This window comes from Streptomyces virginiae (assembly GCF_000720455.1).
GTDB classification, from domain to species: Bacteria; Actinomycetota; Actinomycetes; order Streptomycetales; family Streptomycetaceae; genus Streptomyces; species Streptomyces virginiae.
The window spans coordinates 425686-440967 of record NZ_JOAK01000002.1 but is presented as its reverse complement, the minus strand read 5'-3'; the positions used below and the strand labels follow the sequence as shown (position 1 = coordinate 440967).

Annotated in this window: 14 protein-coding genes; 8 read left to right on the top strand and 6 right to left on the bottom strand. The window is 72.3% G+C overall.

From position 1 onward, the window contains the following. Position 1: 1 nt before the first annotated feature. From IG86_RS39690 to IG86_RS0105025, 6 genes are all read left to right on the top strand, one after another. A complete protein-coding gene (locus tag IG86_RS39690; RefSeq protein WP_051784962.1) occupies positions 2-1804 on the top strand; it encodes a serine/threonine-protein kinase in 1803 nt (600 codons plus the stop codon). Positions 1805-1896: 92 nt separating this feature from the next. Beyond that, positions 1897-2538, top strand: coding sequence for a class I SAM-dependent methyltransferase (locus IG86_RS0105050; protein ID WP_030894891.1), 642 nt, complete (start codon positions 1897-1899; stop codon positions 2536-2538). A gap of 83 nt (positions 2539-2621) precedes the next feature. Further along, positions 2622-3617 (top strand): N-acetylmuramoyl-L-alanine amidase, encoded by a 996-nt coding sequence (locus IG86_RS0105045; RefSeq protein WP_030819611.1) that lies wholly within the window; start codon positions 2622-2624, stop codon positions 3615-3617. A gap of 155 nt (positions 3618-3772) precedes the next feature. Then, on the top strand, positions 3773-4597 hold the full coding sequence (locus IG86_RS0105035; RefSeq protein WP_030894889.1) for a hypothetical protein: 825 nt from the start codon (positions 3773-3775) through the stop codon (positions 4595-4597). A 183-nt stretch (positions 4598-4780) separates the two neighbouring features. Further along, positions 4781-7390: a peptidoglycan recognition protein family protein gene (locus tag IG86_RS39685; protein WP_051784961.1), complete on the top strand. Its 2610-nt coding sequence runs from the start codon at positions 4781-4783 to the stop codon at positions 7388-7390. A 97-nt stretch (positions 7391-7487) separates the two neighbouring features. After that, a complete protein-coding gene (locus IG86_RS0105025) occupies positions 7488-8498 on the top strand; it encodes an LLM class F420-dependent oxidoreductase (protein WP_030819604.1) in 1011 nt (336 codons plus the stop codon). 33 nt (positions 8499-8531) lie between these two features. On the opposite strand, the gene IG86_RS0105020 is transcribed toward IG86_RS0105025, so the two are convergent. The 3 genes from IG86_RS0105020 to IG86_RS0105010 form a co-directional block, all read right to left on the bottom strand. Further along, positions 8532-8963: a hypothetical protein gene (locus IG86_RS0105020; protein WP_030819602.1), complete on the bottom strand. Its 432-nt coding sequence runs from the start codon at positions 8961-8963 to the stop codon at positions 8532-8534. A gap of 159 nt (positions 8964-9122) precedes the next feature. Continuing rightward, positions 9123-9416, bottom strand: coding sequence for a hypothetical protein (locus IG86_RS39680; RefSeq protein WP_157854767.1), 294 nt, complete (start codon positions 9414-9416; stop codon positions 9123-9125). A gap of 159 nt (positions 9417-9575) precedes the next feature. Then, the gene (locus tag IG86_RS0105010) at positions 9576-10142 is read right to left on the bottom strand and encodes a hypothetical protein (RefSeq protein ID WP_173429176.1); all 567 of its coding nucleotides are present in this window, start codon (positions 10140-10142) and stop codon (positions 9576-9578) included. Between the two features lie 178 nt (positions 10143-10320). Here IG86_RS0105010 and IG86_RS0105005 point away from each other — a divergent pair, with 178 nt between their 5' ends. After that, complete coding sequence (locus IG86_RS0105005; RefSeq protein WP_078658826.1) at positions 10321-10623, top strand: hypothetical protein; 303 nt, start codon at positions 10321-10323, stop codon at positions 10621-10623. Positions 10624-10715: 92 nt separating this feature from the next. On the opposite strand, the gene IG86_RS0105000 is transcribed toward IG86_RS0105005, so the two are convergent. The 3 genes from IG86_RS0105000 to IG86_RS0104990 all read right to left on the bottom strand — a co-directional run bounded on the left by IG86_RS0105000 (position 10716) and on the right by IG86_RS0104990 (position 13907). Next, positions 10716-11798, bottom strand: a complete 1083-nt coding sequence (locus tag IG86_RS0105000) for a prenyltransferase/squalene oxidase repeat-containing protein (RefSeq protein ID WP_030819596.1) — start codon at positions 11796-11798, stop codon at positions 10716-10718. After that, on the bottom strand, positions 11795-12529 hold the full coding sequence (locus IG86_RS0104995; RefSeq protein WP_030037395.1) for a class I SAM-dependent methyltransferase: 735 nt from the start codon (positions 12527-12529) through the stop codon (positions 11795-11797). The genes IG86_RS0105000 and IG86_RS0104995 overlap by 4 nt, the downstream gene beginning before the upstream one ends. Positions 12530-12593: 64 nt before the next feature. Beyond that, positions 12594-13907, bottom strand: a complete 1314-nt coding sequence (locus IG86_RS0104990; protein WP_030819593.1) for a glycosyltransferase family 4 protein — start codon at positions 13905-13907, stop codon at positions 12594-12596. A 217-nt stretch (positions 13908-14124) separates the two neighbouring features. Here IG86_RS0104990 and IG86_RS0104985 point away from each other — a divergent pair, with 217 nt between their 5' ends. Beyond that, positions 14125-14760, top strand: a complete 636-nt coding sequence (locus tag IG86_RS0104985; protein ID WP_030819590.1) for a TetR family transcriptional regulator — start codon at positions 14125-14127, stop codon at positions 14758-14760. The last annotated feature ends 522 nt before the right edge of the window (positions 14761-15282 follow it).

The following is a 15282-nucleotide window of genomic DNA, read 5'->3' as shown; positions in this document are numbered from 1 at the left end:
CGTGGGGGAACTGATCGAAAACCGGTACGCGCTGCAGGAGTTGCTCGGCCAGGGCGGCTTCGGCGAGGTGTGGCGGGCAGATGACGGCCGGGTGGGGCGCAGTGTGGCCGTCAAGATCGGCTATCCGCAGACGCCCGAGGAGACCCGCCGCTTCGAGCGGGAGGCCCGCCTCGCCGGGAACCTCGCCCATCCCAACATCGCCACCGTCCACGACTTCGGCCGCATCGAACGCAACGGTCGCGATGCCGTCTTCCTCGTCATGGAGCTGTTGCGGGGCCGCAGCCTGGCCGACGTGCTGGAGGCCGGCGTGCCGCCGCTCGTGGACGCTCTGGAGTGGGCCGGGCGGATCGCGGACGCGCTCGGCGCCGCCCACGCCGCCGGGATCGTCCACCGGGACGTAAAGCCGGCCAACGTGATGGTCACCGGGACCGGGGTGGTGAAGGTCCTCGACTTCGGGATCGCCAAAGCCGGAGCCGGGTCGGGGGCCGGCACGGATCTGACCGGCACCGGAATGGTCATCGGCTCGTTCCCGTACATGGCTCCTGAGCGCTGGACCGGTGGGGCGAACGGGGTCCCGGTCGACGGCCGGGCCGACTTGTACGCCCTCGGCTGCGTCCTCATGGAACTGCTTACCGGGGCCCGGCCGTTCACAGCCCGCGAGATGCACGAACTCCTCACCCAACACCTCACCGCCGAGCCGCCCGCGCCGAGTTCGCTGCGGGCGGGGCTGCCTGCCGCGCTGGACACCCTCGTACGGGACCTGCTGGCGAAAGACCCGAGCGACCGGCCCGCGGACGCGGCGGAGGTCTCCCATCGGCTCGCCGAGATCGCCCGCGGCGAGGCACGCGTCACGGGGGCGGCCGCCTCGTACCCGCCGCCGCCCGCGTACGCCCCGACCGTGCACACCGCCGCGGGCGACCACGTCCGCACGATGCTGGACCGTCGGCTGACGCAGCTGCTGGAAGACTCCCCCAGCGACGTCGTCGACCGGCTCGCCATGCTGGTAGACGACCTGACCGATGAGCTGGGCGCGCAGGACGCGCTCACGGTCCGGGCCGCCTACCACCGGGCCGTGCGGGTCCGCCGGCAGTCCACGACCGATCTGGAACGGATCCTGCCCCGCATGGTGCGGGTGCTGGGCCTGGAGCATCCGGACACGATCACCGCCCGCGTCACCTGCATTGGCGAGGCCGCGGCCTTCGGGCCCGGCGACGGCCGCCGCCACGAAGAAGAGCTGCGCGAACTCATCGGGCAGGCCGGGAGGGTGTTCGGCGCGCACGGCGTCGTCACGCTGACCGCCCGCTACCACCTGGCCTCGGCGATGCACCGGGGCGCCGGCGACCGCGACGGCCAGTGGGACGCACGCACCCGTGAGCGGGCGGAGAGCGAACGCGCCTGGCTGGGGCCACTCCTGCCCGATCTGGAGTGGGCCCTGACCGCCGACAGCCCCGTCCTGCTCGACGTCCGGCGCCGGCTGGCCCACGACGCCTGGCTGGTCGAAGACTTCGCGGGCGCCGCCGAGCTGTATTGGCGGCTCTTCCCGAACCTCGCCGAACTCGCCGAGCACGGCGATCCCGAGGTGGCCCACCGCGTGCTGCTCAGCATCGGCGAGGCAGGTGATCCCGTGAGCGCGCTGGCGCACATGGACCTGCTGCTGCACCGGCTGCCCTTCTTGAGCGGCAGCCAGCGGCTGGCGCAGAAGGTCTCCGACACCCGGTCGGAATTCCGGCGTGCCGTACGCGAGCGGCGGCGTGCAGAGGGGACGGGCGGGACCAGCGGCCTGTCGCGGCTGTTCGGCCGCTGACCCGTCGCGTATCCGCGGCGACCCCGCCATGGACCCCTACCAGCGGGTAGGGCAGCATGGGCCGCCACACGCAGCTCAGCAGGAGGAACGACATGGCCAGCCCCAAGCCGGAGACCCTCGCCGCCTTCGAGACGGCCAAGGGGTTCATGCCCGTACGGGAGGGCCTCGCCCTGTACGAGGCGGCCGCCGCGGCCGGGGCGCTCGGGCTGCCGCTGCTGGAGGTCGGCACGTACTGCGGGCGTTCGACGATCCTGCTGGCCGACGCGGCCCGTGAGGCCGGCGTGGCCGCGATCACCGTGGACCACCACCGGGGCAGCGAGGAGCAGCAGCCGGGCTGGGAGTACCACGACCCGACGGTCGTGGACCCCGAGATCGGGCTGATGGACACCCTCCCCACCTTCCGCCGGACCCTCCACGAGGCAGGGCTGGAGGAGCACGTGATCGCGATCGTCGGCCGCTCCCCGCAGGTCGCCGCGACCTGGGGCGGCAAGCTCGGCTTCGTGTTCATCGACGGCGGGCACACCGACGAGCACGCCACCGGCGACTACGAGGGCTGGGCCCCGCACGTCGCGGAGGGCGGCACGCTCGTCATCCACGACGTGTTCCCGGACCCGGCGGACGGCGGCCAGGCCCCGTACCGGATCTACCTGCGCGCCCTCGCCTCGGGCGCCTTCGAGGAGATCTCCGTCACCGACTCGCTGCGCGTGCTGCGCCGCACCGGCCCGGGCATCTGACACCACCGTTCATATAAGCGCACCACGCCCCCGGATGGCGCAGTCCCGGCCGGGCGGGCGGACGGCGGTCTAGCATCGCGGACGTGCGCTACGACGACAGCCCCCCGCCCCCCGAGTCCGGCTCCTCCGCGAATCCGGACCGGCACTGGTTCACCCGACGCTCCACGCTCGTGGTCGGGATCGCCGCGCTCGCCCCGGCCTGCCTCGCCGGCTGGGTCCTGACCCAGGCGCTGTCCGGCGCCGGGCCGGACGAGAACCGGCCCCGCTCGGCCCCGCAGCCCGCCTCGCACTCCACCGTCTCGCCGGGCCAGCGGGACGCGAAGCCGGGCTCCACCCCCAGCGGCGGCCCGAGCACGGAGGCGGGCGCACCCGCCGCGGCCCCCGCACCGGCGCCCGCCAAGGGCCCGCTCACCGGCAGGACCGTGGTCGTCGACCCCGGGCACAACACCGGAAACTTCAAGCACACCGACGAGATCGACCAGCAGGTCGACATCGGCACCAACCGCAAGGAGTGCGACACCACCGGGACCACCACGAACTCCGGCTACATGGAGGCCGAGTTCACGATGGACGTGTCGAAGCGCCTGCGGACCGCCCTGGAGGCCCAGGGCGCGAAGGTGGTCCTCACCCACGAGACGGGCGCCCGCGCCTGGGGTCCCTGCATCACCGAGCGCGCCCGCATCGGCAACGACGCGAACGCCGACGCCGTCGTGTCCGTCCACGCCGACGGCGTCTCGGCCGGCAACCGCGGCTTCCACGTCATCCTCCCGGCCAAGGTCAAGAGCGGCGCCGCCGACACCGCGAAGATCGTCGAACCCTCGCGCGATCTGGGCGAACGGATCGCCGGGAACTTCGCCCGCACCACCGGCTCGGCGCCCGCCAACTACCTGGGCGGCGGGACCGGTTTGGTGGTCCGCGACGATCTGGGCGGACTGAACCTGTCAACTCGGCCCAAGGTGTTCATCGAATGCGGCAACATGCGTGACGCCAAGGACGCGGCGCAGCTGACGAGTCCGGAGTGGCGGCAGAAGGCGGCCCAGGGCATCGCGGACGGCATCGTCGGCTTCCTCGGCGGGTAGTCCCTCTCGGGCGTCCCGCCGGGACGCCCGCCGCCCCGATCCTCTCGGCCGCGGGGAACCTCCGTACCATGGTGCCGCCCGCCCTGCTGCAGGCACGATCTGCGCTGCGACCGCGGCACCACGAGACGACCGAGACCGAGAAGGACACCTAAGACGTGAACATCCGCTCCCTCACTCGAGGCGACGGCGTGGTGATCGGAGCAGCGGCGCTGCTGTTCATCGCCTCGTTCTTCGATTTCTACTCCACCACGGGTGGCGACCTGCCGAGCGCCTGGGACACCGACGCCTACCGCCTGGTGCTCCCCAGCGTCTTCCTGCTCGGGTTCATCGCCGCGGGTCTGCTCGTCGCCGGCCGCTTCCAGCCGGAGAGCCGCAAGGTCATCGGCATGCCGCTGTCGGCGTGGGGCACCGTGCTCGCCGTCTCGGCCGCCTGGTCGGCGCTGTGGGCGCTGATCACCTGCCCGAGCACGCTCGACCTGGGCGCGGGCGCCGTCATCGCCTTCCTCGCCACCCTGGCCCTGGCCGGCGTGGCCGTCTTCGGCGCGAAGGTCCCGGCGCTCGCCGGGTCCCTGGTGCCGGAGGCGCGGCCCGCCGCCCCGCAGCCGTACGGCGGCCAGCCGCAGCCGGGTGCCGGGTACGGCTACCCGGGCGGACAGCAGCAGCCCTACGGTTCCACCCCGCAGCCGGTCCCGCCGTACGGCGGTACGCCGACTCCGGCGCCCGGTGCGCACGACTCCGGCGCCGGTCACCAGGCGGCCGCGGCGCCCGCCCCGGCGGGGGACTTCAGCCCGTTCTGGTTCGCGGTGCCGGTGGCCCGTCCCCTCTTCGCCGAGGACGGCTCGCCCACGCAGATCGCCGAACTCGCGCCGGGCACCTGGTACCTGGCCGTCGAGCAGCGCGGCGCGGCCGCCCTCGTCGCGCAGACCCAGGACGGCCGTCGCGGCATCCTGAGCGACACCTCGGGGATCCAGCGCGGCTGATCCGCGTACGCCGTTCCGCTCCACGCTTGCGTTCCACCACGACGCCCCACCGGTCCACCGGTGGGGCGTCGTGCGTTCGAACTGCGTTCGGATCTGTCGGTCCGGGTCAGTAGCATCGGCCCCAACCAGTACTCATATTCGATGAGTTGCAAACGGGTGGGGAACTACGTGATAGCAAGTCGCATGCGCGGAACGGCTCTCGCCGCCGCGCTCGGCGTCGTCGCGACGCTGTGCCTGCCGGGCGTGGCCGTGGCCGCCGGACCCGGTCCGGACCGGGCGGGCAGCAGCGCGTCCGGCGCTTCCGCCGGGACGGGCGGCCCCGTCGAGGGCACGGTCCGCAGGCTCGCGCTGGAGCCGAAGGGCACCACGGAGGCGACCGTCTCCGCGCACGGCACCGAGCGGTTCGGCCTCATGGGCGTGTCCTGGAAGGACGCCGCCGCCGAGGTGCAGGGGAAGATCGAGGCCCGCAGCCGGAACGCCGTGACCGGGGCGTGGACGCAGTGGGTCACGCTGGAGCCGCTCAAGGCCGGCCTCGACGGCAACCGGCCGGGCGCGCGCGGTGCCACGGAGCCCGTGTGGGTCGGCGCCGCCGACGGCGCCGAGGTCCGGGTGAGCGGCGGCACGGCCGCGCTGCCCGCGGGCCTGGAGCTGGACCTGGTGGACCCGGGTACGGCCGGCCGTGACGGAGCGGCGAAGTCCAAGCCGGGCCAGGGCGCTGCGGCCTCGGGCGCGCGGGCGGCGGCCGCCGCGGTCGCGCCCGGCCCGGAGTCGACGGCTCCGCGACCGGACGTCGTCTCCCGCGCCCAGTGGGGTGCCGACGAGTCCCTGAACAACGAGGGCCCGATCTATCTCGCGGGCGGGAAGATCAAGGCCCTGTTCGTGCACCACACGGCGGCGACCGCCCCGTACGAGTGCACCGACTCCGCGGCCATCGTCCGCGGTCTGCACGTCTACCACGTGAAGACCAACGGCTGGCGCGACCTCGGCTACAACTTCCTCGTCGACAAGTGCGGCACCCTCTTCGAGGGCCGTCAGGGCGGCGTGGACCAGCCCGTGATGGGCGCCCACACCTACGGCTTCAACTCGGAGTCGACGAGCGTCGCGGTCCTCGGCGACTACACGAACGCCGGGGCCTCGCCGGAGGCGCTCGAAGGCATCTCCAGGATGGCGGCGTACAAGCTGGGCCAGTACGACGTCGACATGAACGGCACGACGACGCTGACGGCCGGCGCCACGCAGAAGAACTACGCCGGCACCAGCTTCACCGCCGGTCAGCCGTACCAGTTCAGGACGGTCTCCGGCCACCGGGACGGCTTCAACACCGAGTGCCCGGGCCACCAGCTGTACCCGCAGCTGGACACGATCCGGAAGTCGGGGCCCGCGGCCCAGCTGAAGATCGTTTCCGTGAACGAGAAGCCCGTCGCGCCGGGCGGGACGGCGAAGACCCCGGGACAGCTGGTGGTCGGCTTCTCCACCAGCACGGCCGCTCAGCTGCTGAGCTCCTTCGAACTGCTGGTGGACGGCGCCCCGGCCGCGACGGTCGCGGGTGACGCCACGAGCGCCGCCACGATGCTGAGCCTGGGCAGCCACCGGATCCAGATCCGGGCGACCGCGAAGAACGGCAAGGTGTCCACGAGCCTGCCGGTCACCGTCGACGCGGACGTCTCGGACGTCAAGTACGTCCCGGTCCAGCCCAAGCGCCTGATGGACACGCGCGAGGGCCTGGGTGTGCCGCAGGCCAAGGTCGGGCCGGGCGGCGTGGTGGCCCTGAAGGTCGCGGGCGTCCAGGGCGTCCCGGCGTACGGGGTGACCTCCGTGGTCCTGAACGTGACGGCGACCAACCCGACGGAGGCCGGCCACGTGTCGGTCTACCCGAACGGCACGGTCCGCACGAGCGCGTCGAACCTCAACTTCACCCCCGGGCAGACCGTCCCGAACCTGGTCGTCGTTCCCGTCCAGGACGGGATCGTCCAGTTCTACAACAGCGCGGGCAGCGTCGACCTGATCGCCGACATCACCGGCTACTTCCTCGCGAGCGGCGAGGGCGGCACCCACATGAACGTCGGCCCGAAGCGGGTCCTGGACACGCGGGACGGCACGGGCGGCGTGCCGACCGCACCGGTCGGCCAGGGCGGGGTCCTGGACCTCGACCTCTCGGCCGTCGACGGGCTCCCCGCACCGGACGGCCTCACCGCGGTGGTGCTCAACGTGACGGCGACCAACCCGACGCAGCCGAGCTTCGTGTCCGTCTACCCGACCGGCACGACCCGCACCAGCGCCTCGAACCTCAACTTCACCGCCGGCCAGACCATCCCCAACCTGGTCATCGTCCCCGTGGTGAACGGGAAGGTCAGCTTCTACAACAACGCGGGCAGCGTCGACCTCATCGCCGACATCACCGGCTACTTCACCACGTCGAGCGCGGGCGCCAAGCACTCCAACCTCGGCCCGAAGCGCCTGATGGACACCCGCGAGGGCCTCGGCGTCGCCAAGGCCCCGGTCGGTCAGGGCGGTGTCGTCACCCTGACCGTCGCGGGCGTCGAGGGGGTGCCGGCCACCGGTGTCACCGCGGTGATCCTGAACGTGACGGCGACCAACCCGACCACGTCCAGCCACGTGTCGGTCTACCCCAGCGGCACGACCCGCACCAGCGCCTCGAACCTCAACTTCACCGCCGGCCAGACCATCCCCAACCTGGTCATCGTCCCCGTGGTGGACGGCAAGATCAGCTTCTACAACAACGCGGGCAGCGTCGACCTCATCGCCGACATCACCGGCTACTTCAGCAAGTAGCCGGGCCCGGAGCCACGGCCCCCCACCCTTCCGGGCGGGGGGCCGTTGCCCTACAGTCACCTGACGCACCGTCAGTTCCGGCTGGAGGGACCCGCTCATGCGCCTCGGACTCGCACTCGGATACTGGGGCCGCGGCCCCTCCCCGGCCCACCTCGACCTCGCCACCGAGGCCGAGAACCTCGGCTACGACTCGGTGTGGACCGCCGAGGCCTGGGGCTCCGACGCCTTCACCCCGCTGACCTGGATCGCCGCGCACACCTCGCGGATCCGCCTGGGCACCGCCATCGCACAGATGGCCGCCCGCACCCCGACCGCGACCGCCATGCACGCCCTGACCCTGGACCACCTCTCCGGCGGCCGGATGATGCTGGGCCTGGGCCTGTCCGGCCCGCAGGTGGTCGAGGGCTGGTACGGGCGCCCGTTCCCCGCGAGCCCGCTGACCGCCACCCGCGAGTACGTCGACGTCATCCGCCAAGTGCTGCGCCGCGAGGGCCCGGTCGCGCTGGCCGGCCGCTTCCACAGCCACCCGTACCGCGGCGCGGACGCGGCCGGGATCGGCAAGCCCCTCAAGCCCATCACCCACCCGCTCCGCGCCGACCTGCCCCTCCTCCTCGGCGCGGAAGGGCCGAAGAACATCGCCCAGACCACCCGCATCGCGGACGGCTGGCTGCCCCTGTACTGGTCACCGACCCGCACCGACGTCTACCAGGCCTCGCTCACGGACCTCCCCGACGGCTTCATGATCGCGCCGATGGCCCGCGCCAAGGTCTGCGACGACGTCACCGAGGGACTGCTCCCGGTCAAGGCCATGCTCGGCTTCTACATCGGCGGCATGGGCCACGCGGCCCGCAACTTCCACGCCGACCTGATGGCCCGGATGGGCTACGAGGAGGAGGCCCGCCGCATCCAGCAGCTCTTCCTCGCGGGGCGCAAGGAGGAGGCGGTACTCGCCGTCCCTGACGCCTTCGCCGACGAGATCTCCCTGGTCGGCCCGCGGGAGCGGATCGCGGAACGCCTCGACCTGTGGCGCAAGGGCCCGGTCACGGACCTCCTCGTGACCGCCCCCGACCCGCACACCCTGCGCGTCCTGGCGGAACTCAACAGCTGAGGGCGGCGGGCGGCGGGCGGCGCCACGCGAGCCTCAGTAGCGGTACACCGAGGCCGGACCCGCCATCTTGGTGCACCCACCACCCGGGGCGACGGCACACAGATAGAGGTTCGCGTTGATCGCCGGTCCCTCGTAGCGGACGGCAACGGTCCCGGGACCGCATATCCTCCCCGCGTCGTGCACGGCACTCGGGAAGCCGAAGACGGCCTCCGTGACCACCGCGCTGTAGCAGCCGGAGCCCGTGTTGGACAGCGTCCCGCCCACGGTGAGGGTCCGCGAGAGCGTGTAGCCGTCCTCCCGGGTCACGGTGGTCCAGTGGCTGACCCCGCTGCCACTCGCCGTCTGGAGGTTCAGCGACCAGGGCAGGGGCGTGGTGGTCACGGTGTCGGCGGCGGCCGACGGGGCCAGCCCGACAGCGGTGGCCGTGAGAGCGGCGGCGGCGAGCGCCGTGGTACGGGTGCGCACAGGCGTACTCCTGAGACTCGGGATGCACTGCTCGGGCGACCATCGTGTGGCGTGCGCCCCGACCCCTCAAGGAAATCCCGGACATCCGCTCCCAGAAGCGCGGAATTCCGGCGTCCGGTGGACGGGACGCCGGAAATGCGGCAGGGGACCGGACACCCCCTAGTCCGCCTTCGGCACGGCCTCCAGCAGTTCCCGCACGTCCAGCGGCATCACGGCGATCTCGATGCTCCCGCCGCCGTCGTAGGAGCAGGTCACGATCCGCGACCCGGGATTGATGGAGATCCCCTCCTTCATCGACGGCACCCGCAACCCGGTGGCCCGCCCCCCGGGCAGCTCAACGGCCTCTCCGCGCTCCGGAACCCAGCGGGCCGCGCCCCCGTCGACGTACACCCGCCCCGGCCGCCACCGCCCCTGCCCGGCCGGCATCCGCGCCATCCCGGGAATCCCGGGCACGGGCCCGGCTCCCGCGCGCGCCCGATGCCTGCGCCGCACCAGCCACCCGATTCCGACGACCCCACCGGCAAGCAACACGTACTCGATCACACGCCCATTCAAACAGCCCCACGGCCGGGGGCGCCGTGACGCCCGCCCCGACCGTGGGGCCGTCGAGCCCTAGCCGCCGAGCTGGGAGGCGCTGGGAACCTTGTCGGTCACCGTGGCGCCCGCGCTCTTGCCGGCCTCCTTCACACTGCTGATGACATCGTCGAAGGACGAGATGTCGGCGTCACCCGCCTGGCCCTTGCGCAGCTTGGTGCCCAGCCCCTTCAGAGACTCGATGCCCGCCGTCAGCGGGGCCATCGCCTTCGACAGCAGCGGGTCGCCCTTGGCGTTGTCGGCGGCCGCCTTGAGCCGGTTGTACGCGAACGCGCCCGCCAGGCCCGCCTTGATGAGCGCGAAGGTGCGGCCCTTCGCACCCTTCTTGAACTTGCCCGCCCGGTACGGCTTGACGATCCACTGGTACGTCGCGCCCGCCGCGAGCCCCGCGTTGGCGACGAAACGCGTCTTGGCGAACTTCTGCTTCTCGGCGGACGTGCTCGGCGACGGCGTGGCCGCGGCCAGCTCGTCGGCCTCCGCCGCCGCCGGCTCCGCCGCGGCGAGCGCGGCCAGCTCCCCCATCGAAGCGGCGGACAGTTCCTCCCGCTGGGTACCACCGCCACCGCAGGCGGTGGCACCGGCCAGCAGCGCGGTCGACAGGACCACCGCCGTGAGGGCGCGACGGAATCGGACGGTCGAGGGTACGGACACGGTTTCCTCCGGGGACTCAGGCGTCCCCCGCAGCCTCACCCCGCCCCCACCGGCCCGCCACCCGGTGGACCCGTTCGGGTTTGCGACGCGCCCGGGCGGCAACACGCGCAGCATGACCTCACACACGCGAGTACGCACCCGAGGAAGCAGTCAGGCAGGCCGGGCCGTCGCTCTGGTGGCGGACGTGCTTGCCTTCGTGATCGTCCTGTGGATCCTTCTCTACTTCCTGGACGCCAACCAGGGCAACGAGCTCGTCAACTTCATCCACGACACCGCGAGCTGGCTGGCCGGCTGGTCCTACGACCTGTTCACCTTCAGCCGCGAATGGGTCCAGGTCGTCATCGGCTACGGCCTGGCCGCCGTCGTGTACGTCCTGGTCGGCCACGCGATAGCCGGCTGGCTCTACCGCCGCTGACGCGCTCGGCCGCCGCGGGCACGAGCGACGCGAAGGGGCCCTCCCCCGCCGACCGGCGGGAGGGGCCCCGTTCGTTCACCTGCGGGTGCGGATCAGCCGCAGCAGTCCGGCTCCAGCCCGGCCGGGAGCGAACCCCCGCCGAACACCTCCGTGGTGGCCTCGTCCCCGCCCAGCGCCGCGACCGCCAGCAGCAACGACCCGGCGGTCCACGTCGTCTGCTCCACCGGCCACACCGCCCTGTCCTGGAAGACGTACCCCGTCCAGTACATGCCGTTGTCCGCGCGCAGGTGCCCGATCGACCGCAGGATCTCCAGCGCCCGGTCCGACTCCCCCGTCGCCCACAGCGCGAGCGCCAGCTCGCAGGACTCGCCGCCCGTCACCCACGGGTTCGGCAGCACGCAGCGCACCCCCAGGTCCGGGACCACGAACTCGTCCCAGCGCGCCTCGATCCGCGCCGTCGCCTCCGCGCCCGTCAGCGCGCCCCCGAGGACCGGGTAGTACCAGTCCATCGAGTAGTGGTCCTTGTCCAGGAACCGCTCCGGATGACGGCGGATCGCATGCCGCAGCGCGCCCGCGGCGAGCTCCCAGTCCGGCTGCGGCTCCTCCCGGTGCTCGGCGATGGCCAGCGCACAGCGCAGCGCCTGGTGGATGGAGGACGACCCCGTCAGCAGCGCGTCGGTGACGGCCGTGCCGTCCGCCTCACGCTTCCAGCCGATCTCGCCGCCGGGCTGCTGCAGCGACAGGACGCACTCCACGGCCGCGTACACGGACGGCCACATCCGGTCGAGGAAGGTGTCGTCACCGGTCGACAGGTAGTGGTGCCACACACCGACGGCTATGTAGGCGGTGAAGTTGCTCTCGCGGCTCGCGTCCTGCGGCTCGGCGGTGTCCACGCCGTCGGGCCGGTCGGCGTAGGCCGCGTACCAGGAACCGTCCTCGTTCTGGTGCCGGGCCAGCCACACGTACGCCCGCTCGGCGGCCTCGTGCTCGCCGGCCGCGTCCAGCGCCATCGCCGCCTCGGTGTGGTCCCACGGGTCGAGGTGGTGACCCCGGAACCACGGGATGGCGCCGTCGTCGCGCTGCACCGCCAGGATGCCCGCGACCGTCTCGGCCGCCTGCTCCGCGGTCAGCACGCCGTCCAGGACGAGGTGTTCGGTACGCCCGGGCGAGCTCACTGGGTCGCGCCGACGGGGAGGTGGGGCTTGGTCGCGTACGCCACGAAGCTCTTGCCGATGAGCGGGTTGAGGGCCTGCTCCGCCACGCGCGTCGCCAGCGGCTTCTTCATGATGTCCCAGACCAGGAGCTTGTGGTACGCCTTCACCGGCAGCGCCTTGTCGTTGTCCACGCCGAAGGCGCACTTGAGCCACCAGTACGGCGAGTGCAGCCCGTGCGCGTGGTGCGTGCCGTACGGCTTGAGGCCCGCCGCCCGCATCTTGCCCAGCAGCTCGTCCGCCTTGTAGATGCGGATGTGGCCGCCCTCGACCTCGTGGTAGGCGTCGGACAGCGCCCAGCAGATCTTCTCCGGGCCGTAGCGCGGCACGGTCACGGCGATGCGGCCGCCGGGCTTGAGGACGCGAACCATCTCCGCGAGCACGCCCTTGTCGTCGGGGATGTGCTCCATCACCTCGGAGATGATGACGACGTCGAAGGACTCGTCGGGGAAGGGCAGCGCCAGCGCGTCGCCCTCCATCGCGGTGGCGGTGGCTCCGACCGGGGCCTCACCGGCCTCCTTCATCGCGGCGAACCACTTGGCGACCTCGCGGATCTCCTCGCCGTTGCGGTCGACGGCGACCACCTGGGCGCCTCTCCGGTAGCACTCGAAGGCGTGCCGGCCTGCGCCGCAGCCAAGGTCGAGTACGCGGTCGCCTGCGGCGAGCGGGAACCGGGAGAAATCGACGGTCAGCACGGGGTCCTGCCTTCGCGGTCGCGGGGGTGTACGGGGGTGGGGACGGTGTGGATGAGGCGGAAGGTCACCGCGCGCGGCGGGCGCGGGCGGCCTGCTCGATGGCGGCGCGGTAGTGCGCGGCGGTGCCCTTGGCCGCCGCGGCCCAGGTGAAACGGGTCAGGACGCGTTCACGTCCGGCAGCGCCGACGCGGGCCCGCAGCTGCGGGTCGCCGAGCATCCGGCCCAGCGCGGCCGCCAGGGCGCCGGCGTCGCCGGGCGGCACGGCGAGGCAGGTCTCACCGTCGGTACCGGTGACCTCGGGAATCGCGCCGCCCGTGGTGGCGACCAGCGGAGTGCCGGTGGCCATGGCCTCGGCCGCCGGGAGCGAGAAGCCCTCGTACAGCGACGGCACGCACGCCACCTGCGCGCTGCGCACCAGGTCGACCAGCTCGGCGTCGGTGATGCCCTTGACGAAGCGGACGGCGTCCTGGAGGCCGTACGTCTCGATGGCGCGGGCGACGGGGCCCTGCTCGGCGCGCTTGCCGACCACGACGAGGTGGGCGTCGGGCTGCTCGGTGCGCAGCTTCGCGAGCGCCTCGACGAGGAACACCAGGCCCTTGAGCGGGACGTCGGCGCTGGAGGTGGTCACGATGCGGCCGGGAACCTCGGCCACGGACGGGTCGGGCGACCAGAGGTCGGTGTCGGCGCCGATGTGCACGACGTGGATGCGCTCGTCCTGCACGCCGAGGTGGTCTGCGATCTCCTGCTTGGAGGATCCGGAGACGGTGAGCACGGAGGGCAGCTTGCGGGCCACGCGGCCCTGCATGCGGGTGAAGGCGTACCAGCGGCGTACGGAGGCACGCTTGACGCGGCCCTGCGCGGCGTCGAGGTCGAGCTTGCGGTCGACGGTGATGGGGTGGTGGATCGTCGTCACCAGCGGCGCGCCGAGGTCGCCGAGCAGCCCGTAGCCGAGGGTCTGGTTGTCGTGGATGACGTCGAACTCCCCGGCCCGCTCCCGCAGATGGCGGCGGGCGCGCAGCGAGAAGGTCAGCGGCTCGGGGAAGCCGCCGGTCCACATCGTGGCGACCTCGAGGGCGTCGATCCAGTCGCGGTACTCGTCGCGTCCCGGTGTCCGGAAGGGGTCGGGGCTGCGGTACAGGTCGAGGCTCGGGAGTTCGGTGAGCGTGGCGCCCGTGTCGAGCACCGGGTAGGGCTGGGCGCCGATGACCTCGACGGAGTGCCCGAGGCGGACCAGCTCGCGCGAGAGGTGCCGGACGTAGACGCCCTGACCGCCGCAGAACGGGTTCCCCTTATAGGTGAGGAGGGCGATGCGCAGCGGACGCTCGCCGTCGTCGGCGGAACCCGCGAAAGGGCTCGTCACCACGGCCTCAGCGGTCACTCTCGGCCCCCTTCTCGCTGCACTTTCGCCGGAGCGTAACCGCTCGGATAATGTAGAACAAGTTTCAGACTTGATCCGTCTAAGAGCATTGAATCTACCGGCCGGAAACCACACCGTAAGAGGTGGAGCAGGTGATTCACGCCACGACTGCGGCGCCTGCGATGCTGGCTGCGGATCACCCCGGAGACAGCCCGCGCAACGACACGGAACGGGACACATGACAGCGGAAGTGAAGGCCGTCACCACACCGGCGTCGCCTCCCCTGACGGAGCGCCAGGAGGCGCGCCGCCGCCGGATCCTGCACGCGAGTGCCCAGCTGGCCAGCCGGGGCGGCTTCGACGCCGTCCAGATGCGCGAGGTCGCGGAGGCGGCCGGCGTGGCGCTGGGCACGCTCTACCGCTACTTCCCGTCCAAGGTGCACCTGCTGGTCGCCACCATGCAGGACCAGCTCCAGCACATGCACACGACGCTGCGCAAACGCCCGCCGGCCGGTGACGAACCGGCGGCCCGGGTCGCGGAGACCCTGATGCGCGCCTTCCGCGCCCTCCAGCGGGAGCCGCAGCTGGCGGACGCGATGGTGCGGGCCCTGACCTTCGCGGACCGCAGCGTGAGCCCCGAGGTCGACACCGTGTCCCGTCTGACCACGGCGATCATCCTGGACGCCATGGGCCTCGAACACCCGCCGACGGCGGAGCAGCTGTCGGCGGTCCGGGTCATCGAGCACACCTGGCACTCGGCGCTGATCACCTGGCTTTCGGGCCGCGCCTCGATCGCCCAGGTCAAGATCGACATCGAAATGGTCTGCCGCCTGATCGACCTGACGTCCCCGGGAAAGTCCCCGGAAAAGTCCTGAACCGACCGCTGGGGGGGCGGGGGCGGGGCGGAGGTGGAAGGGCAAGGGGAGCTTCGGGAGATCGGCCACTCGGGCGGTAGTCAGAGACGTGCTGGGGGTTTCCCGTCAGTCCCATCGTCTCTCCGCGTCGGGCCGGCCCTTCAAGGGCGCTCCCTGCGGTCGCGTCACTTCGTGATGGCCTTCGGCCACCCTTGACCGCCCGTCCCGCCCCGGAAATCCGAAAGACTGCCGGGAAGCCCCCGAAGGAACGGGCCGGGTGTTCCTTTTCCGAGACGGGGCGGTCAGCGATGCGCGGGCGGAGCCCAGGGCGCCCCAAATCGCTACGCGCTCCTGCCGGACGGCGTCCGCGAGACGTCTGCGGCTGGACATAAGCCGCCTCAGATCGCTACGCGCTCCTCCCTCACGCGTCCGCAGCCCGTCCAGTCCGGGGCCGGCCGTGAGCCACCGGAATCCTTCCGTCGTTTTCCCAGCACGGGGAATCAGGGAGGGAATTTCATGAACATTGCCGGTGGATCCGCCAGA

What these genes read in the sequence shown, in the direction of transcription:
- IG86_RS0105050 (WP_030894891.1), top strand. Translation starts at nt 1,897, where the DNA reads ATGGCCAGCCCCAAGCCGGAGACCCTCGCCGCCTTCGAGACGGCCAAG.
- IG86_RS39685 (WP_051784961.1), top strand. Translation starts at nt 4,781, where the DNA reads ATGCGCGGAACGGCTCTCGCCGCCGCGCTCGGCGTCGTCGCGACGCTG.
- IG86_RS0105025 (WP_030819604.1), top strand. Translation starts at nt 7,488, where the DNA reads ATGCGCCTCGGACTCGCACTCGGATACTGGGGCCGCGGCCCCTCCCCG.
- IG86_RS0105005 (WP_078658826.1), top strand. Translation starts at nt 10,321, where the DNA reads ATGACCTCACACACGCGAGTACGCACCCGAGGAAGCAGTCAGGCAGGC.
- IG86_RS0104985 (WP_030819590.1), top strand. Translation starts at nt 14,125, where the DNA reads ATGACAGCGGAAGTGAAGGCCGTCACCACACCGGCGTCGCCTCCCCTG.